Raw genomic sequence first — 24,951 nt, 5'->3', positions numbered from 1 at the left:
GATGTTAGATTGAGGTAAAGCGACTGTAACCTAGTCCGTCATCAGCCCGAGATGTACTGCTCCAACTGACCGCGATCGGTCTCCAGCTGCCGGATCCGGCTGGACACCACGTCACCGATCGAGACGACGCCGACCAGCTCGCTGCCGTCGATCACCGGCATGTGGCGGATGCGCCGCTGCGTCATCGTCTCGGCGATGCTGTCGACCGAGTCCTCGCTGGAGCAGCTCACCACCGACGCCGTCATGATCGTGTCGACGGCGTCGTCGAGCACATCCGGTCCCTGTTCGGCGATGCGGCGGACCACGTCGCGTTCGGAGACGATGCCGACCACGCGGTCCCCGTCGACGGCGATCAGGGCCCCCACGTTGTGCTCGGCCAGCGCGGCGACCAACTGGGTGACCGTGTCGCTCGGAGCGATCGTGACGACACCTTTGGGACTGGTGGCTGTCTTGTGACGCAGAATGTCCGAGATCTTCAGTGCGCTCACCTGCTTCCGGCCGGCCACATTTGTGATGAGCCTGCCGCAGTTGAGCCGGGTGCGCCAGCGAGTCGGTCAGGCCGGCTGGCGGGAGAGGGCGCGAATCTCGTCGGCCAGCCGGTCCGGAGAGTCATAGGGCACGAAGGTGCGGCCTCCGGGGATCCGGACCAGGCGCGCGTCGCCGAACGCCTGCTGCAGGCGCTCGGCGAACTCGATCTTGAAGAACCGGTCGGCCTCGCCCCAGACGAGCAGGACCGGTTTGTCGAAGTCGCCCAGTCGCGTGGCCACGTCGGCGAGTTCGCGCTTGTCGATGGCGCGCAGGAACCGCGCGGTGTCCTTCGCGACGCCCCGGTCCTCGATCGCCGGGCGCACCCAGCGGGCGCTGAGTTCGGCGTCCAGCGGTGTTGCGACGAGGCCCCCGTACCCGAGGATGGAGTGCCGGACGAACTTCGGTCCCGCGCTGCGCAGGAACATCCGCAATCGCCACGGGCGGCGGCCGAGGGCGACGATGGCTCCGAACGGCGGGGGCGGGAACTTGTCGAACGCGTCGCAGTTGGTGAGCACGAGTCGCCCGATGCGCGTCGAATCGGTGTCGATCAGGAATTGGCAGAGCGCGCCGCCGGTGTCGTTGCCGACGAGCGTGACGTCGGTGAGGTCGAGGGCGTCGAGGAAGTCCAGGATCAGCCGGGCGACGCCGCGGGGACTGAGATCGGCGTCCTCGCCCAGCGCGATGCGATGCGACCCGAGCGGCAGGTCGGGCGCGTAGGAGCGGATGCCCTGGCCGCCGAGGTCCTCAGCCGGCCGAGACCACAGTTCCCCGTTGACGAGCAGGCCGTGGATGAAGACGACCGGCGGCTCCTCGCTGTCGGCCGGCCCGGCGACGGAGTAGTTGACGCGGCCTTGGGGTAGATCGACGGTCGGCATGAGAGGGCTCCTCGCGATAGGTTCGGGACGTGCTGTCACAAACATACGTACTGCCTGTATGAAAGACAACCCGCGGACACAGGCCGAGCGGTCGGCCGCGACCAAGGACGCGCTGATCCGCGCCGCCCGGCCGCTGTTCGCCGCGAACGGGTTCGCCGGTGTGGCCACGGAGGCGATCGTGCGGGCCGCCGGCGTCACCCGCGGCGCGATGTATCACCAGTTCGCCGACAAGACCGAGCTGTTCGCGGCCGTCTTCGAGGAGGTCGAGGTCGACCTGACGGCGGGGATCGGGGCCGCGGTGGACGGTTCCGGCGAGACCGACCCGATTGCCCTCATGAAGCTCGGCGCCCGCGGCTGGCTGGAGGCCTGCGCCGACCCCGAGGTGCACCGGATCGCCCTCATCGACGCGCCGGTCGTGCTGGGTTGGGAGCGATGGCGCGAGATCGGCCTGCGCCACGGCATGGGCCTCGTCCAGAGCATCCTGGCCTGGGCCATCGAGGTGGGCCGCGTGCGGGCGCAGCCGGTGGCGCCGCTGGCCCACATCATCATCGGAGCGCTCGACGAGGCGGCGCTGTTCATCGCCCGGGCCGACGACGCGGACCAGGCCCGGCAGGACATGATCGGCGTCCTCGACCAGGTGATCGACGCGCTGGCCGTTCCGGCCTAGCGGCGGCGGGTCAGGCCGGCGCGGCTGTAGAGCAGATCGACGTACCGACCGGGCGCGTGGTCACTTGTGGCGTAGCGGCGCAGGTAGTCGGCGTGCAGGTCGGGGTCGGCGTCGCGCAGCCAGTTGAGGAAGTGCTCGCGCACGCCCGGGCGCAGATGCAGCGGCCCGATGCCGAGCAACCGGCCGCCGGCGTCGCGGATTGCCCCGACGACCTCGCGCAGCTGGGCCGGGCTGTCGCTCAAGGCCGGCAGGATCGGCGCGACGAGGGCGCCCGTCCTGATCCCGGCCGCGGCCAGCTTGGCCATCGCGTCGATCCGGCGGCGCGGGTGCGGGGAACCCGGCTCGGTGGCGCGCCAGACCCGCTCGTCGAGCGTCCCGATCGAGAAGTTGACCGACACCTCGGCGCTCGTAGCAGCCTGCGTGATGACGTCGAGGTCGCGCGTGACCAGTGGGGATTTGGTCAGGATCGAGAACGGGTTGGCCCGCTCGGCGAGTGCTTCGAGCACGCCACGGGTCAGCCGGTACTTCGCCTCGGCGCGCTGGTACGGATCGGTGTTCGTGCCCATGGCCACGGCCTCGCCCGACCAGCGCGGGTCAGCCAGTTCGGCGCGCACCTTCTCGACCGCGTTGATCTTGACGACGATCTTGCGGTCGAAGTCCTCACCGATGTTCAGCCCGAGGTACTCGTGCGTCGGCCGAGCGAAGCAATAACTGCACGCATGTGAACATCCCCTATAGACATTGATCGTCCAGTTGGTGGGTGCGCGGGACCCGCTCGGGACGTGGTTGAGGATCCGCTTGGCGGTGATGTGCAGGAACTCGAGGTCCGACATCCGTCCCGTCCCGAGATCGGGCAGGAACAACTCGTCGGCAGTGAACAGCGCCGGCTCATCGGCGGCGTCGGCCAGCCGCCACCTCATCGTCTTCCCGCCTGGGGTGGTTGATTTCCGCCGCGGAAATCAACCACGCGGGGTGGGAAGCGCAATGCGGTCACCGGAAGTCACGCGACTGGACGTGCAACCCGAGGTGCAGCCGCTCGAGCCGCTCGGCCACCACGTTGATCACGCCGTCGCTCGTGTGCTCGAGCATGCCGCGGATCAGCAGTCCGCCCGACTCGCGAGCGATGCGCCGGTGCCGCCGCCAGACCGTCTCCTCGACGATGACGTTCACCATGCCGGTCTCGTCCTCGAGGTTGAGGAAGGTGACCCCCCGGGCGGTGGCCGGCCGCTGTCGGTGGGTGACGACACCACCGACGGTTACCCGCGTGTGGTTCTCCAACGCCCGCAGACCGCGGGCAGTGATGATGCCCAGCGCGTCGAGGCGGGGCCGGATCAACGTCGTGGGGTAGACGTCCGGGGTCATCGACGTCGACCACATGTCGGCGATCAACTGCTCGGGCTCGGTCATCGACGGCAACTGCGGGGGAGCGGTCTCGTCGAAGGTGACGACGTCGAGCTGACCGGGCCGCGCGGTCGCGGCCGCGCCGGCGCCCCACAGCGCGTCGCGGCGACCGATGCCGAACGAGTCGAACGCGCCGGACGTCGCCAGCGCCTCGACCTGATCGGCCGACAGCCCGACCCGCCGCGCGAGGTCGGCCATCAACGCGAACGGCCCGTCCGCATCGCGTGACGCGACGATCGTCTCGGCCAGGTCGTCGCCGATGGTGCGCACCGACGACAGCCCGAGCCGGACGGCCGGCTGCGGCGCGTCCAGGCACGGACACTGCGACGGGCCCGAGCCCGGCTCCAGCGTGGTCTTGGCGCGCGACTGCGACAGCGATGGCTTGCGGATCTCGATGCCGTGCCGCCTGGCGTCGTGGATCAGCGACTGTGGGGAGTAGAAGCCCATCGGCTGGGCGTTGAGCAGCGCTGCGCAGAACGCGGCCGGGTAGTGCCGCTTCAGCCACGACGACGCGTAGACGAGCAGCGCAAAGCTGATCGAGTGCGACTCGGCGAAGCCGAACGCGGCGAACGCCTTGATCTTCTCGTAGATGCTCTCGGCCGCCGCGCCGGTGATGCCGTTCGCGGCCATGCCGTCGAAGAGCCGCATGCGCATGGCGTCGATGCGGTCCTTCGAGCGCTTCGAGCCCATCGCCCGGCGCAGCTGGTCGGCGTCGGACGGCGTGAAGTCGGCGACGGCCACCGCGATCTGCATCAGCTGTTCCTGGAACAGCGGAATGCCCATCGTCCGCTTCAGCGGTTCTTCCAACCGCGGGTGCGGATACGTGATCGGCTCCTCACCGTTCTTGCGGCGGATGAACGGGTGCACCGAGTCGCCCTGGATCGGGCCGGGGCGGATCAGCGCCACCTCGCAGGCGAGGTCGTAGAAGGTGCGGGGTTTCAACCGCGGCAGCGTGGCCATCTGCGCGCGGGACTCGACCTGGAACACCCCGATCGAGTCGGCCGCGCAGAGCATGTCGTAGACGCACGGCGCCTCCTGCGGCAGCGTGGCCAGCTCGAAGGTGACGCCGTGGTGCTCGGTGATGAACTGGAAGCAGTACTGGATCGCCGAGAGCATGCCGAGCCCGAGCAGGTCGAACTTCACCAGGCCGATCTCGGCGCAGTCGTCCTTGTCCCACTGCAGCACGGTGCGCCCGGGCATCCGGCCCCACTCGACCGGGCACACCTCGATCACCGGGCGGTCGCACATGACCATGCCGCCGGAGTGGATACCGAGATGGCGAGGCGTGTTCTGCAGTTCCGCCGCGAGCTCGACGACCTTGTCGGGGACGTCGGCGAGTTCTTCGGCGGTGCCGCGGTCACCCGGTTCCGGCGCCGGCAGCTCGCCTGCCTTCGGATGCGCCGGGGTGTAGGCCCAGTAGTAACCGCGCTCGATCTCCTTGCTCCACGCGTCCTGCTGGCCGGCCGAGTAGCCCAGCGCCTTCGCGATGTCGCGCACCGCCGACTTGGGCCGGTAGGTGATGACGTTCGCGACCTGGGCGGCGTGTTCGCGTCCGTGCATCTCGTAGACGTGCTGGATGACCTCTTCGCGCCGATCGGACTCGATGTCGATGTCGATGTCCGGTGGCTCACCGCGCTCGGGCGCGAGGAAGCGCTCGAACATCAGCTCGTAGTAGACGGCGTCGATCGCGGTGATGCCGAGGGCGTAACAGACCGCGGAGTTCGCCGCCGAGCCGCGTCCCTGACAGAGGATGCCGCTGTCGCGGCAGAACTTCGCGATCTCCCAGACGACGAGGAAGTAGCCGGGAAAGTGCAGCTCCTCGATGATCTCGAGTTCGTGCTCGATCATCGCGTAGGCCTTGGCCTCGTGCCGCTTGCCGGCGAAGCGTTGCGCCGCCCCGGCGTAGGCGAGCTCGCGCAGGTAGCTCATCTCGTCGTGTCCGGGCGGGCACGGGAACGGCGGCAGGTCAGGCGCGATCAGCGACAGCGGGAACGCGATCTCCTTGGCCAGCCGGGCCGAGTTGGCCACCGCGGTCGGCCAGGAGGCGAAGCGGGCGGCCATCTCGTCGCCGCTGCGCAGGTGTTGGCCGGCCCAGCCCGGCAACCACCCGTCGATGTCGTCGAGGCTGCTGCGGGCACGCACCGCGGCCATCGCGGTTGCGAGAGGACGGCGCGGCGGGCCGTGATAGTGCGCGGCGGTGGTCGCAACGAGATCGAGCCGCAGCTCATCGGCCAGCGCGGCCAGCACCGCGTAGCGCTCGTCGGCGACCGGGTCCAGCTCATGGGTCAGCTCGACGACGACGTTGTCGCGGCCGAAGAGCGCGACCAACCGGTCGAGCTCGCGGCGGGCCGCGTCGGCGCCGTCGCGGTCGAGCGCCCGGCGGACCGCGCCCTTGCGGCAGCCGGTGAGCACCAGCCAATGACCGTCAGCGACGGCGGCGAGTTCCTCGAGGGCGTCATAGACCGGACGCCCCTTGGCGCCGCCGCGCAGGTGCGCGGTGCCGATGACGCGGGACAGCCGGGCATAGCCGTCGGGGTTGCGCGCGAGCGCGAGCAGATGGGTGCCGGGTGGGTCGGGAATCCCGACCCGGGCGGCGATCGCCCGCTCGGCCGCGGTGCTCGGCAGCGCGACGTCGAGCGACAGCTCGGCGCCGAAGCCGGTCGCCAGCCCGTGCGCCTCGGCCGCCTCGGCGAAGCGGACGACGCCGTAGACGCCGTCGTGGTCGGTGAGGGTCAGCGATTCGAGACCGAGCCGGACGGCTTCCTCGGCGAGCTCTTCCGGCGCCGACGCGCCGTCGAGGAAGCTGAACGACGAGTGCGCGTGCAGCTCGCCGTAGGCCACCTGGGGACGCGACCGGTCGGCGGTCAGCGGCGCCGCTTCGTAGGGCGCCCGCTTGCGTGACCAGGCCGGCGAATCCCCGCCGTCGCCGGCCACCGGGGTGGTCGGCGGTCGCCCGGACAGGCGGCGTTCCAGCTCGCGCCACGGGATGTCCGGGTTGTCGAAGCCCATTTCCCAAGACTAGAACGCGTGTTCGGTTTAAGCCAGCGGTGTCCCGGCTGTCGAAAGCACGTCAGTCCGTTCGACGCACTGCTGAGCCGCAATTACCCGACACGAACGGAGAGCACCATGAGCAAGGTGGTGGGACAGGCGATCATGTCCCTGGACGGTTACGTCGCCAAGCAGGACAACAGCATCGGCCGACTGTTCGACTGGCTGCAGAACGGAAACGTCGAGCTCCCGACACCAGCCGGCGATTTCACGGTTCACCTCACGCCGCCGAGCGCCGCGCACTGGCAGAACTGGGTGTCCTCGCTCGGTGCCCTCGTCTGCGGCCGGACTCTGTTCGACGTCACTGACGGGTGGAACGGCCGACACACCCTGGACGTGCCGGTCGTCGTCGTCACCCACCGCGTGCCCGAGGACTGGATCGCCGCGCACCCCGACGCGCCGTTCACGTTCGTGACCGACGGCCTCGAAGCGGCAATCGCGCGGGCCAAGGAACTGGCCGGCAACCGTGACGTCACCGTCGCCGGCGGGACCATCGCTCGTCAGTGCCTCGATCTCGGACTGCTCGACGAGGTGGCCGTCGACCTCGTGCCCGTCGTGATGGGTGAGGGAAACCGGCCGTTCTTCGGCCGGCTGTCCGCTCCCGACGTCGTGCTCGGCAACCCGACGACCTGCATTCAGGGCGACCGCGTGACCCATCTGGTCTTCCCGGTCGAAAACGCCACAGCGTCGGTGTGACGCACTATGTTCGCGCCGAACGATTCCAGATGAGATGCGGAAGGAAATCGTGTGCTGAAGCAGGTCGTGGACGGTGTGCTGATCCACAAGAGCGAGTTCTGTCAGAGCAACGCCGTCGTCGTGCAGGGCGGGTCCGGCGTGCTGCTCATCGACGCCGGGGTGCGTGCGGCGGAAATGGCCTGCCTCGCGAACGACCTGTCCGGCCAGACTGTGGTTGCCGCCTTCTCGACCCATCCGCATTGGGATCACCTGCTGTGGGACCCGCGATTCGGCACGGCGCCCCGGTACGGCACGGCGACCTGCGCCGCCACGGTCCGGCAGCGGCTGTCCGACCCGGGTGCGAAGGCCCGCGTCGCCACGCTGATCCCGCCCGACCTCGTCGACGAGGTGCCGCTCGATCTGCTCGGGCAGATCATCGGGCTGCCCGCCGAGACCGCACTGATTCCGTGGGACGGTCTCCGGGTGCGGCTCGTCGAGCACCAGGCGCACGCCCCCGGCCATGCCGCGCTTCTTATCGAGGAGCGTGGGGTCCTCGTGGCCGGGGACATGGTTTCCGACCTCTTGATCCCGATACTCGACCTGAACGGCACCGCTGACCCGATTGCGGACTACCTCAGTGCCTTGGAGGCGCTCGAAGAAGTGGTAGGCGACGTGGACGTGGTCGTCCCCGGGCACGGGTCCGTCGGACAAGCCGGCCAGCTACAGGCACGCATCGACGTGGATCGGGCGTACCTGTTCGCCCTGCGTGACGGCCGCGAGCCCGACGACCCGCGACTCGACCGAGGCAGCAACGACTGGTCGCCCGGCGTGCACGAAGGACAACTCCAGGCCCTCGCCCACCGGACCGCGCGTCAGGCGACGCCCGGCTGACCGTCCGCGTCGCGACCGAAGGCGGCCGGCCTTACGCTCCGGCGGCAAGGCTGTTCCAGCTCAGCTTCGAAGTCGGCGCCGTTGACGTAGACGTGTCCACGGGGGTGCACGGCGATCTCGTTGCCGCCGCGTTCACAGTGCGGCACCTGCGTGCCGTCAGCCTCATGGCGCACGACCGACGGCCCGGTCGTCAACAGCCGCCCGTCGGGCAGCCAGTCGATCGACCAGCCCATTCGGGGCGGCGGCCGCCCCGGCGCGGCCACCTCGGCGACTCCGTCCGGGCCGACAGCCACGACCTCCCCGGTGCCCCAGTCGGCGAACCACCAGCGCCCGTCGTGCCAGCGACCGGATTCGACCATCGACCGCCCGGTCAGCAGGGTTCTCGGTGGGGGCAGGTGGTCGATCACGAAACGTCCTCCGCGTGCTCAGTGGGGTGACCGACAACGTTGATGACGGTGCCGTCCGGTGCCCGGACGAAGAAGCGGCGCGGCCCCCACGCCTCGGTGGTGATCGGGTGGACGATCTCGTATCCGAGCTGCTGCGCCTCCCGGTACGCGGCCTCGACGTCAGTGGTGTGGACGGACATGACCGAGTCCTCGGCGGCCGTCGCGTCGCGGGTGACGAGTTGGACGTGGGCGCCGGTCTCCGGGGAGGTGTACCGGGCAACCCAGCCGAGGTTGAACTCTTCGTCGGTCAGCCCGAGATAGCCGGTGTAGAAGCTCTTGGCCGCGTCGATGTCGGGCACGCGAAGGTTCGTCGTGATGCGGGTAACGCGCATGCCGTCTCCTGCCGATAGCCGATCCTGATCGCTCGTCGCGAACGCGCCCCCCGTTGTCGTACCCAGCGGTTAGCGTGCGGGATATGACAGCTCCTGAATCGCATGATTCCGCACCCGCCGACGCCCCGGAGCAGTCGACCTTGACGCTGGTCCGCACCGACGCCGGCGAGGAGCCGGCCGGGGATGAGTCCTGGGCCGACTCCAGCCGTCCCGTCACGCCGGCGCGTCGCAAGATCTGGCCCGCCTGACACGTCAGAGGTTCACCACCTCGAAGCCCAGACCGAACGCGACGCCCAACCGGGTGCCGGCCTGCCGCGCGAACGCCTCGAGGAACTCCGTCGGGTCGGACATCGGTCCGTCGCCCAGACCGCGCAGGTATTGCTCATGGGCCTGCAACGACTCCACGCCGGTCTGCCAGTAGTCGCTCACGTCGACGCCGTGCGTACCGTCCGGAACTCCGCTGACGAGCAGGGTCGACACCTTCCACGGCTCGTGCCCCTCGTCGAGCAGCTCGCGGAACACCCAGCGGTTGCCGGCGTCGCGGACACCGTCGAGAACGGCCCGGCCGAGCGCGATGTGATCGGCCTGGTTGCGGGTGCCCGCCCCCCACGTCTCGTGGTAATTCATCGTGATGACGATGTCGGGCCGGTGCCGCCGGACCGCGCGGGCGATGTCGCGACGGAGCGGGAGCCCGTACTCGAGTGTCCCGTCCGGATGACCCAGGAACTCGACGGTGTCGACGCCGACCACGCGGGCCGAGGCACGCTCCTCGGCCTCGCGCAGCGGACCGCACCGCTCCGGCTCGATGCTGTCGATGCCCGCTTCGCCCCTCGTGGCCAGGCAGTAGGCCACGCGCTTGCCCTGTGCCGTCCACCGGGCGATCGCCGCGGCGGTTCCGTACTCCAGGTCGTCCGGATGCGCCACCACCGCCAGCGCACTCGACCACGTCTCGTCCACCAGTTCCAGCTGCTCGCTCACGTCGCACGACGTTATCGGGCGAACCGGACCGTTCGGGAATAGTTTTCTGCCGGGACGTAACGAAAGCCCGACCCAGGGGTTAAGCAGAATGTGCCTGCCATCTCCGAGCGGACCAGGGCCCTCTTCGCTGCCGTACTGGCGCCGCTGATCGGACTCGCCCTGTGCGTCGGGCTCAACCAGAGCGGGGCCGGCGCCTCGATCCGGCTGGGCGGTCTGCTGCCCTTCGGCTGCGCCAACGCGGCCGGTCATTCATCGGTATCGCTGTTGCCTGCGGCCCAGGACCCGACAGGCAACGCGCTCACCTGCTTCGGCCAGGTCGTTCGCAGTTCGGTGTCCCCGAACGCGACGCCGGGTCCGGCCGGCTACGGGCCGAGCGTGATCCGCACCGCGTACAAGCTGAACGGCACGTCCGGCCGCGGTCGAACGGTCGCGGTCGTCGACGCCTACGACGATCCGCGGGCCGAGGCCGACCTCGCCGTCTACCGCAAGACGTTCGGTCTGCCCGCGTGTACGACGGCGAACAAATGCTTCCGCAAGGTGAACCAGCGAGGGGCGGCCAGCCCCCGGCCGGCACCTGACTACGGATGGGCGCAGGAAATCAGCCTCGATCTCGACGCTGTCTCGGGCACCTGCCCGGACTGCCACGTCCTGCTCGTGGAGGCCGATTCCGCCGCGCCCGGCGCACTGATGGCGGCGATCGACACCGCCGCGCGACTGGCCTTCGCCGTGTCGCTCAGCTTCGGCGGGCCGGAGGACAGTTCCGAGCTCGCGCTCGACAAGCACCTGAACCACCCCGGTGTGGCCATCACCGCGGCGACCGGCGACGCAGGCTACCGCGTCGAATACCCCGCGTCGTCCCGCTATGTCACCGCGGTCGGCGGTACGACCCTCGTCCGCGCGTCGAACAGCCGGGGATGGGCCGAGACCGCCTGGGCCGGCGCGGGCAGCGGCTGTTCCCGCTACGAGCCCAAGCCTTCATGGCAACACGACACCGGCTGCACCCGGCGAACCGTTGCCGACGTCGCCGCCGTCGCTGATCCGGCCACCGGCCTGGCTGTGTACGACACGTTCAACAACTGCCCGCTGGCGGCCCTGTGCGACCTGTTCCTGAACCTCGGCGGCGCGCAGGGACTCAACGGCTGGGCCCAGATCGGCGGCACGAGTCTGTCCGCGCCGATCATTGCCGCCATCTACACACTGGCCGGCAACCGCCGCGCCGCGTCCTACGCATACGCGCATCACAGCGCGTTGACCGACGTGGGCAGCGGCGCCAACGGCCAGTGCAACTCGTCGTACCTCTGCACGTCGAAGACGGGGTTCGACGGCCCGACCGGGCTCGGCACGCCGTGGGGGCTGAGCGCCTTCTAGCGCGCCTTCCCGCCCGCCTCCGGCGACGCCGCAGAACATCGACGCGCGGTCCCGGGCCATCCTGGTGCCGGCGACCGGCGCCTCGAATGTCACCGAACCTAACATCGCCGAAACCCCGGACATAGGGACCAAAGTCCGGTCGAGCGGCGTCCCCGCCTCCGGCGATATGTTGAGTCGTGCCCGTCTTGCTCGTGGTCCACCACACCACCTCGCCCGCCCTGCAGACGCTGCTCGAAGCGGTGCTCGACGGCACCCGGGCCGAGGGAATCGACGGAGTCGAGGTCCGGGTGCGTCCCGCGCTGACCGCGACGGCCGTCGACGTCCTCGCGTCCGACGGCTTCGTGCTGGGGACACCGGCCAACATCGGGTATCTGTCCGGGGCGATGAAGCACTTCTTCGACGGCGTCTACTACCCGGCTCTCGAGGCGAAGGCCGGCGCTCCGTATGGGCTGTACGTGCACGGCAACAACGACACGGAGGGCGCTGTGCGGGCCGCCGAGTCGATCACCAAGGGCATGAGCTGGGAGCGGGTGCACGCCCCGGTCACGGTGATCGGCGCGCCGGGCAAGGCCGACGTCGAAGCCTGCTGGGACCTCGGTGCGACGGTGGCGGCGATCCTCGCCGGCTGACCGGCGGTGCGCCGGTGGGTGCAGGTCAGGTCAGAAGCGGCCACTCGAGCGGCAGCCCGAAGGACGCGAACACCTCGGTGTCGAGGAACGCGTAGATGTGGGCCACGCGCCCGTCGCGCACCTCGAGCACCTGGATGTTGTGCGCCCGCATCCGCCCGTCCACGCCGGCCACGTAGGTGGCGGCCGCCGGGCAGCCGTTGGCGCTCGTCGGCACGAGCCGGCGTCGCTGGCCGGCCAGCACGCGACTGGTGAAGAAGCCGAGCACCGCGCCCCGTCCGTCGAACCAGGTCGGGACGGGCGGCATCTCCAGCCGCACGTCGTCGCGGAACAGTCCCGAGAGCGCGGACATGTCCGCCGCCTCGAACGCCGAGATGAAGCGGTCCAGCAGTTCGACGTCGACGTCGGGTGTCATCGTCACCAGTTCCTCCGACGGGGTCGAGCTCTGCAGCTGCGTCCGGGCCCGCTGCAGCGCGCTGTTGACGGCGGCCACGGTCATCTCGAGCAGCTCGGCGACGTCGGCCGCCGGGAAGGCCAGCACGTCGCGCAGGATCAGCGCGGCCCGCTGCCGCGCGGGCAGGCCCTGCAGCGCGGCGACGAAGGCCAGCCGGGTGCTCTCCCGCCGTACGGCGACCATGGCCGGATCCTCGCCGTCGCCGCGCACCGCGTCGTCGGGAAGTGGCTGCAGCCAGGGGACATCGCTGCGGCGCTCGGCCAGCGGCCCGGCCGGATCGTCGCTCGGTGCGCCGATGCCCGACGGCAGGACGCGACGTCCCTTGTTCTCCAGCGCGGTGAGGCAGGCCCGGGTGGCGATCCGGTACATCCAGGTGCGCACCGACGAACGTCCCTCGAAGTCGTCGAACCCCCGCCACGCCCGCAAGTACGTCTCCTGCACGACGTCCTCGGCGTCGTGGAAGGAGCCGAGCATCCGATAGCAGTGCGCGAGGAGCTCGCGGCGCAACGGTTCGGTCCGCTGCGCGAAGTCGGCTTCAGACGGCGGCATCGACGAGGGCCTCCGGAGCCGTCGCGCGAGCCGGTGGCGGTGCGGGCCGCCTGGGGAGCAGCAGCCCGGCGAGGGACGCGGCGATTGCGAGCCCCGCGCAGACCCAGAGCGCGGGGGTCACCCCGTCGGCGAACTTCTGCGGACCCGCGTAGCTGCCGCCGGCCGAGAACACCGCACTGGCGACGGCTACGCCGAACACCCCGCCCAGTTGGCGCATCGAGCTGAACGTGCCCGAGGCCTTGCCCAGGTGATCGGGCGGTACGGAGTTCATGACCGAATTCTGCAGGGCCGGAAGCGTCATGGACGTCCCGCAGCCGGCGACGAGCAGCGCCGGGATGAAGTCGGCGTAGGGGTTGCCTTCGGCGACGTCGTAGGCGAGCCAGAGGAACCCGACTGCTTGCAGGGCCGGCCCGGTGACCACCAGGGGCCGGGCGCCGAGCCGCTCGCTCAACGAACCGGCCAGGGGCGCGACGACGAACAGCAGGGCCGTCCACGGGATGAACCGCAGGCCGGCGCCGAGCGGGCTGAAGCCGAGCGTGATCTGCAGGTACTGGGCCACGAGGAAGACGGTGCCGACCAGTGACGCGGTCACCAGGAACGCCGCCGCGTTGCCGGCCGAGAACGACCGCACCCGGAAGAGGTGCATCGGCAGCATGGGTGCGGGTGCTCGCAGTTCCCAGCGGACGAACGCGGCGACGAGCAGCGTCCCGCCGATCAACGTCGCCAGGACCTCGCCGCTGGACCACCCGGCGGCGTCGGCGCGCACCAGTCCCCAGACGATGCCCGACAGGGCAGTGGTGACCAGTACGAGGCCGATGAGGTCAGGACGCATCCGCGGACCGCGGCTCTCGGCCATCCGGCGCAGCGCCAGCGGGATCAGCGTCGCACCGATCGGCACGTTGAGCCAGAAGATCCACTGCCAGGACATCGCATCGGTGACGGCGCCGCCCACCACGGGGCCGCCGACGACGGCGAGGCCGACGATGCCGGTGAAGATGCCGACGATCCTCCCGCGGGCCTGGACGGGGAAGGCGGCCGTCAGTAGCGACACCGCCAGTGGCATCACCAACGCCGAGCCCGCGCCCTGGACGGTGCGGGCGGCGATCAACAACGCGATGTCCGGCGACAGAGCGCAGGCGATCGAGGCGAGGCAGAACAGGCTGAGGCCGGCGATGAACATCCGTAGGCGGCCGTAGCGATCGCCGAGTGCCGCGCCGGTGATGAGCAGGACGGCGAAGCTCAGGCTGTACGCGTTGACCGTCCAGTCGAGCGTGGCGATCGATGCGTGCAGGTCGTCGCGGATCGCGTTGAGCGCGGTCGCCACCACCAACTGGTCGAGGGCGACCATCAGCGCAGCGGTGGACGTCAGGGCGAGGACCCAGCGCTGGGTGCTCGTCGAGGGTGTGGTCACGATGCCTCCCGGTCGGATGTGTCACCAGTACTGACCGGGGCGGCGCCGGAAAGTCATCGCGGCCGCACCGACCACTTTCCGACGGGCGGCGTGTCTGTACCTGTGACAGCGAACCGATGAAGGGACAGGCGATGAGAGAAGCGTTCGTGGCGCGGTACCGGACGACGGCCGAGGGGGCCGAGGAGAATCAGCGGCTCGTGGAGGCGGTGTATGCGGAGCTGGCGCAGAGCCGGCCCGAGGGCCTGCAGTACGCCACCTTCCGGCTCGACGATGGGGTGACGTTCGTCCATGTGGCGGTGGGCGGCGAAGGCGTGTTGCCCGAGCTGCCGGCGTTCCAGGAGTTCCAGCGTGAGCTGGGTGCGCGGCTGGACGGCAGACCGCTCGAAGGGTCGAACGCCAGGCTCGTGGGGCGGTATCAGTCGTAGATGGCGTCCACCTGCCAGCTCGGCGGTTGATCCGCGGGCATCGTCCCGGTGACGAGATAGGCGCGGCCGCGCACGTCGACGATCTGGCAGCGCACGACGCGGCGGGCTGATTCCGGGCTCCACCACCGCTCGTCGACCGGCCACGGTCCGGCCCAGGAGGTGACCGCGGCGACGGCGGCGCCGTCCATGCCGAACAGCGCGGGCGGCGCAGGCATCGCGCCGCGCTCGGTGACCAGCACCGGACGGCGGGCGGCGTCGAGCAACTGGGCCGGGCGCGGCGGGTCGAGCAGCACCGACGGGGCCGGGGCGGGCAGCTGCCCCGGCCACGGCTGTTCCGGGGACCGCAGCGGGACCGGCTCGTCACCCCACGGCACCAGGCGGGTGCGCTGACCGGGGTCGCGGCCGCCGTCGAGCACCGGGGTTAGCACCGAGCCGTGACCGAGCAGGGTCTGCACCCGGGCCAGCGCGCGGGCGGCCTTCTCGTCCTCGGCACCCGAGCCGCCCCACAGCGCCTGCTGATGCGTGCCGGTCGGAACCACGTCCACGGGCACGAGGCAGACCCGCGTCACCCCACCCGTCGGCCGGTGCACGCCGGACAGCCAGCCCTCGAGCTGCCAGCGCACCCGGTCGAGGACGTCGACGGTCGACAGGACACCGGCATGCCGCCAGCGCCGGACGGTCTCCTCGCCGTTCTCGCTCAGGGCCTGAAGCTCGAGGCAGGTGCAGGCCAGGCCGTGCGCACCGAGGTCGGCGACGAACTGCTCGGCGATGCCGCGCGCCGAGAACGCGACGGTGTCGACCCGGTCGACCGGCGGCTCGAGGTCGAGGGTCACCGCGAACTCGACCGGCGGGCGGCGGCCGGACACCGGGCGCTCGTCACGACCGCCCGACTGGCGGTGCGCCCAGGCGCCGTCGGGGCCGAAGCGGGCCAGGACGTCGCGGGGTGGCAGGGCAGCGAACGCGCCGAGCGTGCGGATGCCGAGGCGGCGCAGCAGGTCGATGAGCGTCGATGCCCCCGACGGGTCGAGGGTCTCGATGGGAAGCGGGTGCAGGAAGGCCGGGGAGCCGCCGGGATCGACGACCAGTCCCCGGCGGGCGGCCTGCTCGGCGGCGAAGGCGCCGTCGGCGATGCCGATCAGCAGGTCGGCGCCGCCGAGCGCCGGGATCCCGGCGACACCGCGCGACAGCGCGTGCAGCACGCCGGTCTCGCCGCCGAAGTAGCGCGTCGGCCCGCGCACGTCTATCGCGGCGAGGCCGGGCCGGGTGATCTCGACGCCCGGGGCGATCGCCTCGAGCGCGGCGACCACCGGTTCGAAGACGCGAGCCTCAGCGGCCTCGTCGCGCGGCAGCACCAGCAGTTGCGGACAGTGGCCCTGCGCCTCCCGGCGGCGCTGCCCGCGCCGGACCCCGTTCTCGCGGGCCGACTGGGAGCAGGCGACCACCCGGTTGGCGGTGACGACGGCGATCGGCGCGTCCATCGCCAGCCCGGCCTCGAGCCGAGCCGTGGTGACCGGCCAGTCCGGGCACCAGACCGCGATCATCCGGGTCCGGTCGGGCGAGCTCACCATCCTAGTATCGAACGCGTGTTCTAACCGGTCAATCCGTCCCCGGCGTGTCGGACGTGCGCTACCCACCTGCTGCGGTTGATTTCCGCGGCGAAATCCAACCAGATCAGGTGGGAAGGCGAGGACGAACTAACCGGCCAGCTCGATGACCGGGGCGAGCGGGACCGACTGCTCGACCCCGCCGCCGTCGGCCGGCAGCCAGAGGCTTGTGGTGGCCGGACGGGCGGCCGAGCCGCGGCCGGTCACCGACACCTCGACCTGCCGGGCCCGCAGCCGCCCGGTGCCGTCGCCGATCCCTGACCACGACCCGTCCCGGGCGTGCAAGCGGACGTCGGCTCCCGGCCAGGCGCCCTCGGCGACGTACGGGACGAGCACCGCGTCCTTGCTGCGCGCCCGGGCGGCGAGTCGCCGGATGTCGGCCGGCGCCAGGCCGCGCCCCCGCGGCGGCCGCGCGGCCACGATGTCGACCGCATCCACCAGGGCGCCGACGGCGGTCGTCCACCCCTCACCGGGAGCGGGGACCAGCGCCAGCCGGGCGAGGTCCACGCCGTACTCATGGGCCGCCTCGGCGCTGATCCGCGGAAAGCCGACCAGTGCGCACCAGGCGCCGTCGGAGGACGCCGCACCGAGCAGCGCCAGCAGCAGGGACACCGATCCGCTGACGCTGACCGTGCTGCCGCGCCGCAGCCCCCCGGGCAGCAGCGACCTGAGCGCGGGCGCCACCGGCAGCGGGGGAGCGGTGCGGACCCCCACGTGCTGCCAGTCGACGGCGGTGCTGCCGTCGGGCTTGCGGATGACGACGTCGAGCATTCGTCCATTCTCGAACAGGTGTTCGAACTCGTCAAGCTAGGCGAGAGGGCATCGGGTCACGAGGCCACGCGGTGGAGGAACTCCTTCGTGCGGCTCAGGATGAGCGACGCCGACTCCGCGTCGAAATCGGCGAAGCCCTTCTCGGCGATGAGGTGCGCGGTGCCCGGGTACAGGAAGATCGCTCCGTCGGCAGCCTCGGCGGCCAGCGCCTTGGCACCGTCGAGCTCGCCTTCTTCGAGGTTCTCGTCCTCTTCGGCGATGTGGATCTGCACTGCGACGTCGGCCGGCCACGGGCCCCCGAACTCCTCCGCCGGGATCGCCGAGTACAGCAGGACGGCCCCGCGGATACCGGGTCGGGTCTGCGCCACCTTCTGCGCCGGGAGCGCGCCGAGCGACATCCCGATGACGACGGCGCCGGGCGGCAGCTCGGCTCCGAGCGCCGCCCCCTTCTCGATCACGTTGCCGAAGCCGACCTCTTGCGCGTGGGCCACGCCGGCTTCGATGGACGGGTAGGTCTGCCCGTCCCAGAGGTCGGCGACGGTCACATCGTGACCCGCGGACCGCAGCTCGTCGGCGAACCAGCGGACCCCGTCGGTGACGCCGAGCACGTGGTGGAAGAGCAGAACGTTGGTCATTGCCCGTGGCTCCCGTTGATCGAGCGGTCTCTACCGACATCGTCGCCGCCCGGTCCGACAACGTCCACGGACGCGAAGGTCGGCGCGCCCGGCTCGTTGGGTAGCCGGGTCACCCGGCCGACCAGGCTTATCGCCTGGTACCAACCGCACAGCAACAGCAGATCGAGGGTTTCCGCCTCGTCGAGATGCCGGCCGAGCTGCTGCCACAGATCGTCGTCGAGGTCGCGGGAATCGAACAGTGCGTCGACGACCCGGATCAAGATCTTGTCCCTCGGCTCGGTCCAGCACGGATCGTCCGCGTCGCCGGCCGTGAGTGAGCGCACCTGGTCGGCGCGCAATCCGGCCCGTCCGGCGAAGATCGAGATGTGGACGCCCCACTCGTACTCGCAGCCCGCTCGAGCGCAGGTTCGGTCGATGACGATCTCGCGTTCGCGCAGGGTGAGCGACAGCCGCCGGCTGAGCTCGTACGATCCCCAGCCCGACATGGCCTGCGCCATCGGCAGGTTGCGGGCGAAGAGTCGGAACAGCGCGATCGGTTCGACGCCGGGCGGCATCATCCGAGCGAGCTGCGCTGCGACGTCGGTGCTGTAGGGCGGGTCAAGCGGGGCGATTCTGGCCATGGCGAACCTCGTTACGGACTCAGTAACATCCAGGAGCGCTGAACCTAGCGTTACTGATTCCGTAACGTCAAGGAGAAGACCGTGCCGCAGTCCGGAGGACGGGTTCGCGGGTCGACGTCCGGCCGCCCGCTGATGGCCGCGCTCGACCTGCTCGGGCGCCGGTGGACGCTGCGCGTGCTGTGGGAGCTGCGTGACGGGCCGTTGGGCGCCCGCGAACTGCGCCGCCGCTGCGACGACGTGTCGCCGAGCGTGTTGTACAGCCGGTTGACCGAGCTCAAGGGCGCCGAGCTGGTCGACCAGCAGTCCGACGGGCAGTACGCATTGACGCCGATCGGGGCGCGGCTGCGCCGGGCGATCCAGCCGCTCGACAAATGGTCGGAGGAGTGGGCAGCGCGCTGACCCGCGGTCGGCCAGACTGGACGGCGTGAGGGTTGCTGTGCTGTCCGACACCCACTCGCCGCGCTACTGGAGGCGGTGTCCCGACCGCGTTGCCGCCGCGTTGGACGGCGCCGACGCGATCCTGCATGCCGGCGACGTGTGCCGGGCCGAGACGCTGGTCGAGCTGTCCGCCTTCGCGCCTGTGCACGCCGTCCTGGGCAACAACGACGGACCGGATGTGTCCGCGTGGGGCGCACCGGACGTCCTCGAGCTGACGGTCGGCGGCCTGCCGATCGCCATGATCCACGACAGCGGCACGAAAACCGGCCGGCCGGCCCGGCTGAAGCGGATGTTCCCGGCCGCCCACCTCGTCGTCTTCGGCCATTCGCACATCCCGTGGAACGAGAGCCACGGTGGCCAACGCAGTTTCAATCCCGGTTCGCCGACTGACAAGCGGCGCCAGCCGGACGGGACGATGGGCGAACTGATCATCGAGGACGGCCGGCTCGTCGTGGCGCGGATCTTCCCCGTCACCTGAGGTGGGGGGACGCCGAGACTGGGGAGCATGATCAGTTCCCCCTGGGGCGGCCCTGGGCACGCCCCGGAGGGACTTGATCACCGGGGAACGCTGAGCTCTACCGTAGGACCATGACGACCTTCTGCCTCATCCCGGGCGCCGGCGGCGACGCGTCGTACTGGTCCCGCGTCACGCCCGAGCTGGAGCGGCACGGGCACGCGGCGATCGCGGTCGACATCCCTGAGGACGACCGGCGGTTCGGCCTGCCCGAATACGCCGAACTCGTCGAGGGCGCGATCGGCGACCGACACGACGTGGTCCTGGTCGCGCAATCGATGGGCGGCTTCACCGCTCCGATGGTGACGCGGCACAAGCCGGTCCGGATGATCGTCCTGGTCAACGCGATGGTCCCGCTGCCCGGCGAGACACCAGGGGACTGGTGGGACGCGACCGGCTCCATCGAGGCCCGGCGGGCAGCGGACCTCGCCGCCGGCCGCAGCCCCGACTTCGACATGGACCAGCACTTCCTGCACGACATCGACGCCGACACCCTGGCCTGGATGCAGACCACGCCCGGCCGCGCACCGTCCGACACCCCGTTCGGCCAGCCGTGCGAGTTCGACGCGTGGCCCGACGTCCCCATCAAGGTGCTGGTCGGCCGCGACGACCGGTTCTTCCCGGCCGACTTCCAGTGGCGGGTGGCGAAGGACCGACTCGGCATCGAGGCCGACGAGATCCCCGGCGGCCACCTCGTCGCGCTGGCCAATCCGGTCGGACTGGCCGAGCGGCTGGTCGAGTACGCCGCCGACCTCGACCGACCGGTCAGCCGGCGGTGAACCCGCCGTCGATGGCCAACGCCGCCCCCGTCACGAACGACGCCTCGTCGCTGAGCAGGTAGGCCACGAACGAGGCGATCTCGGCCGGCGTCGCCGTGCGCCCGGTTGGATTGGGCGCCGGGGGCAAGCTGTCCTGGCTGCCCACACCGGACAGCCGCCGGTACAGGGGAGTGTCGACGTTGCCGGTGACCAGCGCGTTCACCCGCAGCCGGCGTTCGGCGCACTCCAGCGCGGCGGCCCGGGTGAGACCGAGCACCCCGTGCTTGGCCGCCGTGTACGCGGCGAGACCGGGAATGCCGCCGACCGCCGCGATGGAGGCATTGTTGACGATGGCCCCGCCCGAGGCCATCGCGGCGATCTGGTGCTTCAGGCAGAGGAAGACGCTGGTCAGGTTGGCGTCGAGTTCACGCCGCCACTCGTCGAAATCGATCTCCGCGATCGGGCCGCCCGCGCCGGTGGAGCCGGCGTTGTTGAACGCGGCGTCGAGGCGACCATGATCGCTGATCGTGCTGCGGACCATCCGCACGACGTCGTCCTCGACGGTGACGTCGGCCTGCACGAAGGAGGCCTGGCCGCCGGCCTCCCGGATTGAGGCGGCGATTGCCTCGCCGACCTCCTCGCGGCGGCCCGCCACGACGACGGTCGCACCTTCGCTCGCCAGCCGACGGGCCGTCGCCGCCCCGATCCCTGATCCGCCGCCGGTGACCACGGCGACCTTGCCGATGAAGCGCTTCATGCCCCGATCCTCCCTCGACCGAGACCGGCTCGTACCGCCGCCTATCGTTGCCGGAGTGTCCGAACCGTCCGTCGAGCAGCTCCGGGCCCGGCTCGACGGACTGACACTCCGCGATGCCGACCGGCTCGGCCGCCGGCTGTCGGGCCTGTCCCGCAAGGGAGGCGCAAAGATGCTGGCCCAGGTGGCCGAGCAGATCGCGCGGGCCGAGCTGGTGGTCGCAACGCGCACCGCCGCCGTCCCGGTCATCACCTACCCCGACCTGCCGGTCAGCGCGAAGCGCGAGGACATCGCCGCGGCCGTCCGCGACCACCAGGTGGTCGTGGTCGCCGGCGAGACGGGCTCGGGCAAGACCACGCAGCTGCCCAAGATCTGCCTCGAGCTCGGCCGCGGGATCCGCGGCACGATCGGGCACACCCAGCCGCGTCGCCTCGCCGCCCGCACGGTGGCCCAGCGCATCGCCGACGAGGTCCACACCCCGCTCGGCGAGGCGGTCGGGTACACCGTCCGGTTCACCGACCAAGCCAGTGACCGCACGCTGGTGAAATTGATGACCGACGGGATCCTGCTGGCCGAGATCCAGCGGGACCGTCGGCTGCTGCGCTACGACACCCTGATTTTGGACGAGGCCCACCAGCGCAGCCTCAACATCGACTTCCTGCTCGGGTACCTGCGCGGGCTGCTGCCCCGCCGCCCCGACCTCAAGGTGATCGTCACCTCCGCGACGATCGAGCCGGAACGCTTCGCCGCACACTTCGGCCGGGCGCCGATCGTCGAGGTGTCGGGTCGCACCTACCCGGTGGAGATCCGCTACCGCCCACTGGAACCCGATCCGGCCGGCGATGACGGGGACGTCGACGACGTCGACGATCCCGATCACGACATCTCGCGCAAGGTCGAAACGCGGGACCAGACCGAGGCCATCGTCGACGCCATCAATGAGCTCGAGCGCGAACCGCCCGGCGACGTCCTCGTCTTCCTCTCCGGCGAGCGGGAGATCCGCGACACCGCCGATGCGTTGAAGGACCTGCGCAACACCGAGGTACTGCCGCTGTACGCCCGCCTCTCGACCGCCGAGCAACAGCGGGTGTTCGAGCCGCACACCGGACGGCGCGTCGTCCTGGCCACCAACGTGGCCGAGACGTCGCTGACCGTGCCCGGCATCCGCTACGTGGTCGACCCCGGCACCGCGCGCATCTCCCGCTACAGCCGCCGCACCAAGGTGCAGCGCCTGCCCATCGAGCCGATCTCGCAGGCGTCGGCGGCCCAACGTGCCGGCCGCTGCGGCCGGGTGGCCGACGGCATCGCCATCCGGCTCTACTCGCGGGCCGACTTCGAGTCCCGCCCGCGCTACACCGATCCGGAGATCCTGCGCACCAACCTCGCGGCGGTGATCCTGCAGATGGCCGCCCTGCGTCTGGGCGACGTCGCCGACTTCCCGTTCCTTGACCCGCCCGATCGGCGCAGCATCCGCGACGGCGTGACGTTGCTGCAGGAACTCGGTGCCTTCGACGCGGCCGGCGCCATCACCGACGTCGGCCGGCGCCTGGCCCAGTTGCCCCTCGATCCGCGGATCGGTCGGATGATCCTGCAGGCGCAGCAGGAGAACTGTGTGCGGGAGGTCCTGGTGCTGGCGGCCGCCCTGTCGATCCCCGACCCGCGTGAGCGGCCGGCCGACCGCGAAGAGGCGGCGAAGCAGAAGCACGCCCGGTTCGGCGACGAGCATTCCGACTTCGTCTCCTACCTGAACCTCTGGCGTTACCTGCGCGAGCAGCGGCAGGAGCGGTCGGGCAACCAGTTCCGCCGGATGTGCCGCGAAGAGTTCCTGCACTATCTGCGCGTGCGTGAGTGGCAGGACCTCGTGGGCCAGCTGCGCACCATCGCGCGCGGCCTCGACATCGTCGAGTCCGACGAGCCGGCGGCGCCCGACCGGCTCCATGCCGCGCTGCTGGCCGGCCTGCTCAGCCATGTCGGCCTGCGTGAAGGTGACGCGCGCGACTACCTCGGTGCCCGCAACTCGCGGTTCGTCCTTGCTCCCGGGTCGGTGCTGACGAAACGGCCGCCGCGCTGGGTCGTCGTCGCCGACCTCGTCGAGACGGCCCGGCTGTACGGACGAATCGCCGCCCGCGTCGATCCGGACACGGTCGAGCGGGTCGCCGGTCACCTCGTGCAGCACACCTACAGCGAGCCGCACTGGGACGCACGCCGGGGCGCGGCCATGGCCTACGAACGCGTCACGCTCTACGGACTGCCCCTCGTCGCCCGGCGCCGGGTCGGCTATGCCTCCGTCGACCCGGAAGTCGCCCGCGAGCTCTTCTTGCGCCACGCGCTCGTCGACGGCGATTGGGAGACGCGGCACCACTTCTTCCGCGACAACCAGGCCTTGCGGGCCGAACTGGAAGAGATCGAGGAGCGGGCGCGCCGGCGTGACCTGCTCGCCGACGACGACGAGATCTACGCGTACTACGACGCCCGGGTCCCCGCGTCGGTCGTCTCGGCCCGGCACTTCGACACCTGGTGGAAGAAGGCGCGGCACACGACGCCCGACCTGCTGACGATGACCCGCGACGACCTGCTGCGTCGCGACGACGCGGACGTCGAGCAACCGGACACGTGGCATGCGGGCGACCTTGCCCTGCCCGTCAGTTACCGGTTCGAACCCGGCGCCGAGGACGACGGAGTCACCGTACACGTCCCGGTCGACGTGCTGGCCCGCCTTGGCGGGGAGGAATTCTCGTGGCAGGTGCCGGCGCTGCGCGAGGAGCTCGTCACCGCGCTCATCCGGTCATTGCCGAAGGACCTGCGGCGCAACTTCGTCCCGGTACCGGACACCGCCCGGGCCGTGCTGACCGCGCTGCAGCCCGGGCAGGAGCCGCTGCTGGAAGGACTGCAGCGCGAATTGCAGCGGCGGAGCGGTGTGCTCGTACCCATCACGGCCTTCGACCTCGAAAAGCTGCCGTCCCACCTGAGAGTGACTTTCGCAGTCGTTGCGGCCGACGGCAGCGAGGTGGCGCGCGGCAAGGACCTGCCCGCCCTGCAGGACCAGCTCGCCGGGCCGGTGCGGGCAGCGGTGGCCGAGGCCGTCGCCGGCGCGGTCGAGCGGCGCGGGTTGCGCAGCTGGCCCGACGATCTCGAGGAACTCCCTGCGAAGGTCGAGCGGGCAAGTGGCGATCACGTCGTGCACGGCTTCCCGGCCTTCGTCGACGAAGGGGACACGGTGGCCGTCCGCGTCTTCGCCGCCCGGACGGAGCAGACCGCCGCGATGCGTCCGGGCCTGCGGCGGTTGCTGCGGCTGTCGGTGCCGTCGCCGGCCAAAGCGGTCGAGCGGTCGTTGTCCACGCGGGCCCGGCTGGTGCTCGGCGCCAATCCGGACGGCTCGCTGGCCGGGTTGCTCGAGGACTGTGCCGACGCCGCGGCGGATGCGCTGGTGCCCGAGCCGGTGTGGACACGGACGGCGTTCGCGGGGGTGCGTGACCCGGTGGCTGCCGACCTGGTCCGGACCACCGTCGACGTCGTTGGCCGCGTCGAGCGCGTGCTTGCGGCCGCGCACGACGTCAGGCTGGCGCTGCCCGACCCACCGTCGGCGGCCCTCGCCGACTCGGTCGCCGACATCAACGCGCAGTTCCGCCGGTTGCTGCCGCCCGGCTTCGTCGTGCTCACGGGCGTGCGTCATCTCGCCGACCTCGCCCGCTACGTCACCGCGATCGGCCGCCGGCTCGACCGGCTGTCCCGTGACCTGGACGTCGATCGGGGCCGGATGCAGCGCGTCCAGGCCGTTCAAGCCGCGTACGACGAGCTGGTCCGGGCGCTGCCGGCGGGACGGGCCGGTGCCGACGACGTCCGCGACATCGGCTGGTTGATCGAAGAGTTGCGCGTCAGCCTCTGGGCCCAGCAGCTGGGGACCGCGCGTCCGGTCAGCGAACAGCGAATCTATCGGGCAATCGACGCAATCACCCTTTAAAGCGAGCTTTGTGGATGGACCCGTCGTGACACGCCCTGTAACATCGGCGGGGCCTTGAACGCTGCGCACTCAGGTTGCTAGCGTGCGGGACGCAGGCCGTCGGAGCGGAGTCGGCGGGGCGCTGATCCTGGCGTTCGGGGGCGACCGGATAGGTCGCGGCCGAGCGACGTGCATCGAAGGTTCCCGCTCCGACGTGCTTGCCCACCCACCCCGCGTCATTCC

25 protein-coding genes are annotated in these 24,951 nt (G+C 70.8%); 11 read left to right on the top strand and 14 right to left on the bottom strand.

Annotated elements, in window-relative coordinates:
* Positions 1-41: 41 nt before the first annotated feature.
* Both ABR571_RS03635 and ABR571_RS03630 read right to left on the bottom strand, forming a co-directional pair.
* Positions 42-479: a CBS domain-containing protein gene (locus tag ABR571_RS03635; protein WP_409451830.1), complete on the bottom strand. Its 438-nt coding sequence runs from the start codon at positions 477-479 to the stop codon at positions 42-44.
* Between the two features lie 75 nt (positions 480-554).
* Positions 555-1,403, bottom strand: coding sequence for an alpha/beta fold hydrolase (locus ABR571_RS03630; RefSeq protein ID WP_409451827.1), 849 nt, complete (start codon positions 1,401-1,403; stop codon positions 555-557).
* A 58-nt stretch (positions 1,404-1,461) separates the two neighbouring features.
* Between ABR571_RS03630 and ABR571_RS03625 the strand changes: the two genes are divergently transcribed.
* The gene (locus ABR571_RS03625) at positions 1,462-2,070 is read left to right on the top strand and encodes a TetR/AcrR family transcriptional regulator (RefSeq protein ID WP_409451826.1); all 609 of its coding nucleotides are present in this window, start codon (positions 1,462-1,464) and stop codon (positions 2,068-2,070) included.
* Here ABR571_RS03625 and ABR571_RS03620 read toward each other — a convergent pair.
* Positions 2,067-2,990 (bottom strand): radical SAM protein, encoded by a 924-nt coding sequence (locus ABR571_RS03620; protein ID WP_409451825.1) that lies wholly within the window; start codon positions 2,988-2,990, stop codon positions 2,067-2,069. The genes ABR571_RS03625 and ABR571_RS03620 overlap by 4 nt on opposite strands.
* A gap of 70 nt (positions 2,991-3,060) precedes the next feature.
* A complete protein-coding gene (locus ABR571_RS03615; RefSeq protein WP_409451824.1) occupies positions 3,061-6,480 on the bottom strand; it encodes an error-prone DNA polymerase in 3,420 nt (1,139 codons plus the stop codon).
* Between the two features lie 117 nt (positions 6,481-6,597).
* Here ABR571_RS03615 and ABR571_RS03610 point away from each other — a divergent pair, with 117 nt between their 5' ends.
* Both ABR571_RS03610 and ABR571_RS03605 read left to right on the top strand, forming a co-directional pair.
* Positions 6,598-7,215, top strand: a complete 618-nt coding sequence (locus tag ABR571_RS03610; RefSeq protein ID WP_409451823.1) for a dihydrofolate reductase family protein — start codon at positions 6,598-6,600, stop codon at positions 7,213-7,215.
* A 51-nt stretch (positions 7,216-7,266) separates the two neighbouring features.
* A complete protein-coding gene (locus tag ABR571_RS03605; RefSeq protein ID WP_409451822.1) occupies positions 7,267-8,085 on the top strand; it encodes an MBL fold metallo-hydrolase in 819 nt (272 codons plus the stop codon).
* Here the strand turns inward: ABR571_RS03605 and ABR571_RS03600 are convergent.
* Together ABR571_RS03600 and ABR571_RS03595 are read right to left on the bottom strand one after the other, a co-directional pair.
* On the bottom strand, positions 8,067-8,492 hold the full coding sequence (locus ABR571_RS03600; protein WP_409451821.1) for a hypothetical protein: 426 nt from the start codon (positions 8,490-8,492) through the stop codon (positions 8,067-8,069). The genes ABR571_RS03605 and ABR571_RS03600 overlap by 19 nt on opposite strands.
* Positions 8,489-8,863 (bottom strand): VOC family protein, encoded by a 375-nt coding sequence (locus ABR571_RS03595; protein WP_409451820.1) that lies wholly within the window; start codon positions 8,861-8,863, stop codon positions 8,489-8,491. Before ABR571_RS03595 ends, ABR571_RS03600 begins: the two co-directional genes overlap by 4 nt.
* A gap of 83 nt (positions 8,864-8,946) precedes the next feature.
* Between ABR571_RS03595 and ABR571_RS03590 the strand changes: the two genes are divergently transcribed.
* On the top strand, positions 8,947-9,111 hold the full coding sequence (locus tag ABR571_RS03590) for a hypothetical protein (RefSeq protein WP_409451819.1): 165 nt from the start codon (positions 8,947-8,949) through the stop codon (positions 9,109-9,111).
* A 4-nt stretch (positions 9,112-9,115) separates the two neighbouring features.
* Here ABR571_RS03590 and ABR571_RS03585 read toward each other — a convergent pair whose 3' ends face one another.
* Positions 9,116-9,841, bottom strand: coding sequence for a PIG-L deacetylase family protein (locus ABR571_RS03585; RefSeq protein ID WP_409451818.1), 726 nt, complete (start codon positions 9,839-9,841; stop codon positions 9,116-9,118).
* A gap of 90 nt (positions 9,842-9,931) precedes the next feature.
* On the opposite strand from ABR571_RS03585, the gene ABR571_RS03580 reads away from it, so the two are divergent.
* The gene (locus ABR571_RS03580; RefSeq protein WP_409451817.1) at positions 9,932-11,209 is read left to right on the top strand and encodes a S8 family serine peptidase; all 1,278 of its coding nucleotides are present in this window, start codon (positions 9,932-9,934) and stop codon (positions 11,207-11,209) included.
* Positions 11,210-11,385: 176 nt separating this feature from the next.
* Entirely contained in the window at positions 11,386-11,838 is a 453-nt protein-coding gene (locus tag ABR571_RS03575) for a flavodoxin family protein (protein ID WP_409451816.1), read from the top strand.
* 25 nt (positions 11,839-11,863) lie between these two features.
* Here the strand turns inward: ABR571_RS03575 and ABR571_RS03570 are convergent, their stop codons facing one another.
* Both ABR571_RS03570 and ABR571_RS03565 read right to left on the bottom strand, forming a co-directional pair.
* Entirely contained in the window at positions 11,864-12,838 is a 975-nt protein-coding gene (locus ABR571_RS03570; protein ID WP_409451815.1) for a sigma-70 family RNA polymerase sigma factor, read from the bottom strand.
* Positions 12,825-14,249 carry an MFS transporter gene (locus tag ABR571_RS03565; RefSeq protein WP_409451814.1) on the bottom strand — a complete coding sequence of 475 codons (1,425 nt, stop codon included), beginning with the start codon at positions 14,247-14,249 and terminating at the stop codon, positions 12,825-12,827. Before ABR571_RS03565 ends, ABR571_RS03570 begins: the two co-directional genes overlap by 14 nt.
* A gap of 131 nt (positions 14,250-14,380) precedes the next feature.
* Between ABR571_RS03565 and ABR571_RS03560 the strand changes: the two genes are divergently transcribed.
* Entirely contained in the window at positions 14,381-14,674 is a 294-nt protein-coding gene (locus ABR571_RS03560; protein WP_409451813.1) for a hypothetical protein, read from the top strand.
* Here the strand turns inward: ABR571_RS03560 and ABR571_RS03555 are convergent.
* From ABR571_RS03555 to ABR571_RS03540, 4 genes are all read right to left on the bottom strand, one after another.
* Positions 14,665-16,242: a DNA polymerase Y family protein gene (locus tag ABR571_RS03555; protein WP_409451812.1), complete on the bottom strand. Its 1,578-nt coding sequence runs from the start codon at positions 16,240-16,242 to the stop codon at positions 14,665-14,667. The two genes, ABR571_RS03560 and ABR571_RS03555, sit on opposite strands and share 10 nt — an antisense overlap.
* 126 nt (positions 16,243-16,368) lie before the next feature.
* On the bottom strand, positions 16,369-17,049 hold the full coding sequence (locus tag ABR571_RS03550) for a hypothetical protein (protein ID WP_409451811.1): 681 nt from the start codon (positions 17,047-17,049) through the stop codon (positions 16,369-16,371).
* A 56-nt stretch (positions 17,050-17,105) separates the two neighbouring features.
* Positions 17,106-17,684, bottom strand: coding sequence for a dienelactone hydrolase family protein (locus ABR571_RS03545; RefSeq protein WP_409451810.1), 579 nt, complete (start codon positions 17,682-17,684; stop codon positions 17,106-17,108).
* Entirely contained in the window at positions 17,681-18,304 is a 624-nt protein-coding gene (locus ABR571_RS03540) for a carboxymuconolactone decarboxylase family protein (RefSeq protein WP_409451809.1), read from the bottom strand. Before ABR571_RS03540 ends, ABR571_RS03545 begins: the two co-directional genes overlap by 4 nt.
* Positions 18,305-18,436: 132 nt before the next feature.
* Here ABR571_RS03540 and ABR571_RS03535 point away from each other — a divergent pair, with 132 nt between their 5' ends.
* From ABR571_RS03535 to ABR571_RS03525, 3 genes are all read left to right on the top strand, one after another.
* Positions 18,437-18,703 (top strand): winged helix-turn-helix transcriptional regulator, encoded by a 267-nt coding sequence (locus ABR571_RS03535; protein WP_409451829.1) that lies wholly within the window; start codon positions 18,437-18,439, stop codon positions 18,701-18,703.
* Between the two features lie 25 nt (positions 18,704-18,728).
* Complete coding sequence (locus ABR571_RS03530; protein ID WP_409451808.1) at positions 18,729-19,220, top strand: metallophosphoesterase family protein; 492 nt, start codon at positions 18,729-18,731, stop codon at positions 19,218-19,220.
* A 110-nt stretch (positions 19,221-19,330) separates the two neighbouring features.
* Positions 19,331-20,035 (top strand): alpha/beta fold hydrolase, encoded by a 705-nt coding sequence (locus ABR571_RS03525; RefSeq protein WP_409451807.1) that lies wholly within the window; start codon positions 19,331-19,333, stop codon positions 20,033-20,035.
* Here ABR571_RS03525 and ABR571_RS03520 read toward each other — a convergent pair.
* Positions 20,022-20,771 carry an SDR family NAD(P)-dependent oxidoreductase gene (locus ABR571_RS03520; RefSeq protein ID WP_409451806.1) on the bottom strand — a complete coding sequence of 250 codons (750 nt, stop codon included), beginning with the start codon at positions 20,769-20,771 and terminating at the stop codon, positions 20,022-20,024. The genes ABR571_RS03525 and ABR571_RS03520 overlap by 14 nt on opposite strands.
* 55 nt (positions 20,772-20,826) lie before the next feature.
* Between ABR571_RS03520 and hrpA the strand changes: the two genes are divergently transcribed.
* Positions 20,827-24,729 carry an ATP-dependent RNA helicase HrpA gene (gene hrpA, locus ABR571_RS03515; protein WP_409451805.1) on the top strand — a complete coding sequence of 1,301 codons (3,903 nt, stop codon included), beginning with the start codon at positions 20,827-20,829 and terminating at the stop codon, positions 24,727-24,729.
* The last annotated feature ends 222 nt before the right edge of the window (positions 24,730-24,951 follow it).

Origin of the sequence: Jatrophihabitans sp. (assembly GCF_046262535.1) — a bacterium.
Lineage (GTDB): Bacteria > Actinomycetota > Actinomycetes > Mycobacteriales > Jatrophihabitantaceae > Jatrophihabitans.
This window is presented reverse-complemented; position numbering and strand designations above follow the sequence as displayed.

What these genes read in the sequence shown, in the direction of transcription:
- ABR571_RS03525 (WP_409451807.1), top strand. Translation starts at nt 19,331, where the DNA reads ATGACGACCTTCTGCCTCATCCCGGGCGCCGGCGGCGACGCGTCGTAC.
- ABR571_RS03535 (WP_409451829.1), top strand. Translation starts at nt 18,437, where the DNA reads ATGGCCGCGCTCGACCTGCTCGGGCGCCGGTGGACGCTGCGCGTGCTG.
- ABR571_RS03595 (WP_409451820.1), bottom strand. Translation starts at nt 8,863, where the DNA reads ATGCGCGTTACCCGCATCACGACGAACCTTCGCGTGCCCGACATCGAC.
- ABR571_RS03555 (WP_409451812.1), bottom strand. Translation starts at nt 16,242, where the DNA reads ATGGTGAGCTCGCCCGACCGGACCCGGATGATCGCGGTCTGGTGCCCG.
- ABR571_RS03545 (WP_409451810.1), bottom strand. Translation starts at nt 17,684, where the DNA reads ATGACCAACGTTCTGCTCTTCCACCACGTGCTCGGCGTCACCGACGGG.
- ABR571_RS03620 (WP_409451825.1), bottom strand. Translation starts at nt 2,990, where the DNA reads ATGAGGTGGCGGCTGGCCGACGCCGCCGATGAGCCGGCGCTGTTCACT.
- ABR571_RS03560 (WP_409451813.1), top strand. Translation starts at nt 14,381, where the DNA reads ATGAGAGAAGCGTTCGTGGCGCGGTACCGGACGACGGCCGAGGGGGCC.
- ABR571_RS03630 (WP_409451827.1), bottom strand. Translation starts at nt 1,403, where the DNA reads ATGCCGACCGTCGATCTACCCCAAGGCCGCGTCAACTACTCCGTCGCC.
- ABR571_RS03615 (WP_409451824.1), bottom strand. Translation starts at nt 6,480, where the DNA reads ATGGGCTTCGACAACCCGGACATCCCGTGGCGCGAGCTGGAACGCCGC.
- ABR571_RS03590 (WP_409451819.1), top strand. Translation starts at nt 8,947, where the DNA reads ATGACAGCTCCTGAATCGCATGATTCCGCACCCGCCGACGCCCCGGAG.
- ABR571_RS03540 (WP_409451809.1), bottom strand. Translation starts at nt 18,304, where the DNA reads ATGGCCAGAATCGCCCCGCTTGACCCGCCCTACAGCACCGACGTCGCA.
- ABR571_RS03570 (WP_409451815.1), bottom strand. Translation starts at nt 12,838, where the DNA reads ATGCCGCCGTCTGAAGCCGACTTCGCGCAGCGGACCGAACCGTTGCGC.
- ABR571_RS03610 (WP_409451823.1), top strand. Translation starts at nt 6,598, where the DNA reads ATGAGCAAGGTGGTGGGACAGGCGATCATGTCCCTGGACGGTTACGTC.
- ABR571_RS03625 (WP_409451826.1), top strand. Translation starts at nt 1,462, where the DNA reads ATGAAAGACAACCCGCGGACACAGGCCGAGCGGTCGGCCGCGACCAAG.
- ABR571_RS03520 (WP_409451806.1), bottom strand. Translation starts at nt 20,771, where the DNA reads ATGAAGCGCTTCATCGGCAAGGTCGCCGTGGTCACCGGCGGCGGATCA.
- ABR571_RS03550 (WP_409451811.1), bottom strand. Translation starts at nt 17,049, where the DNA reads ATGCTCGACGTCGTCATCCGCAAGCCCGACGGCAGCACCGCCGTCGAC.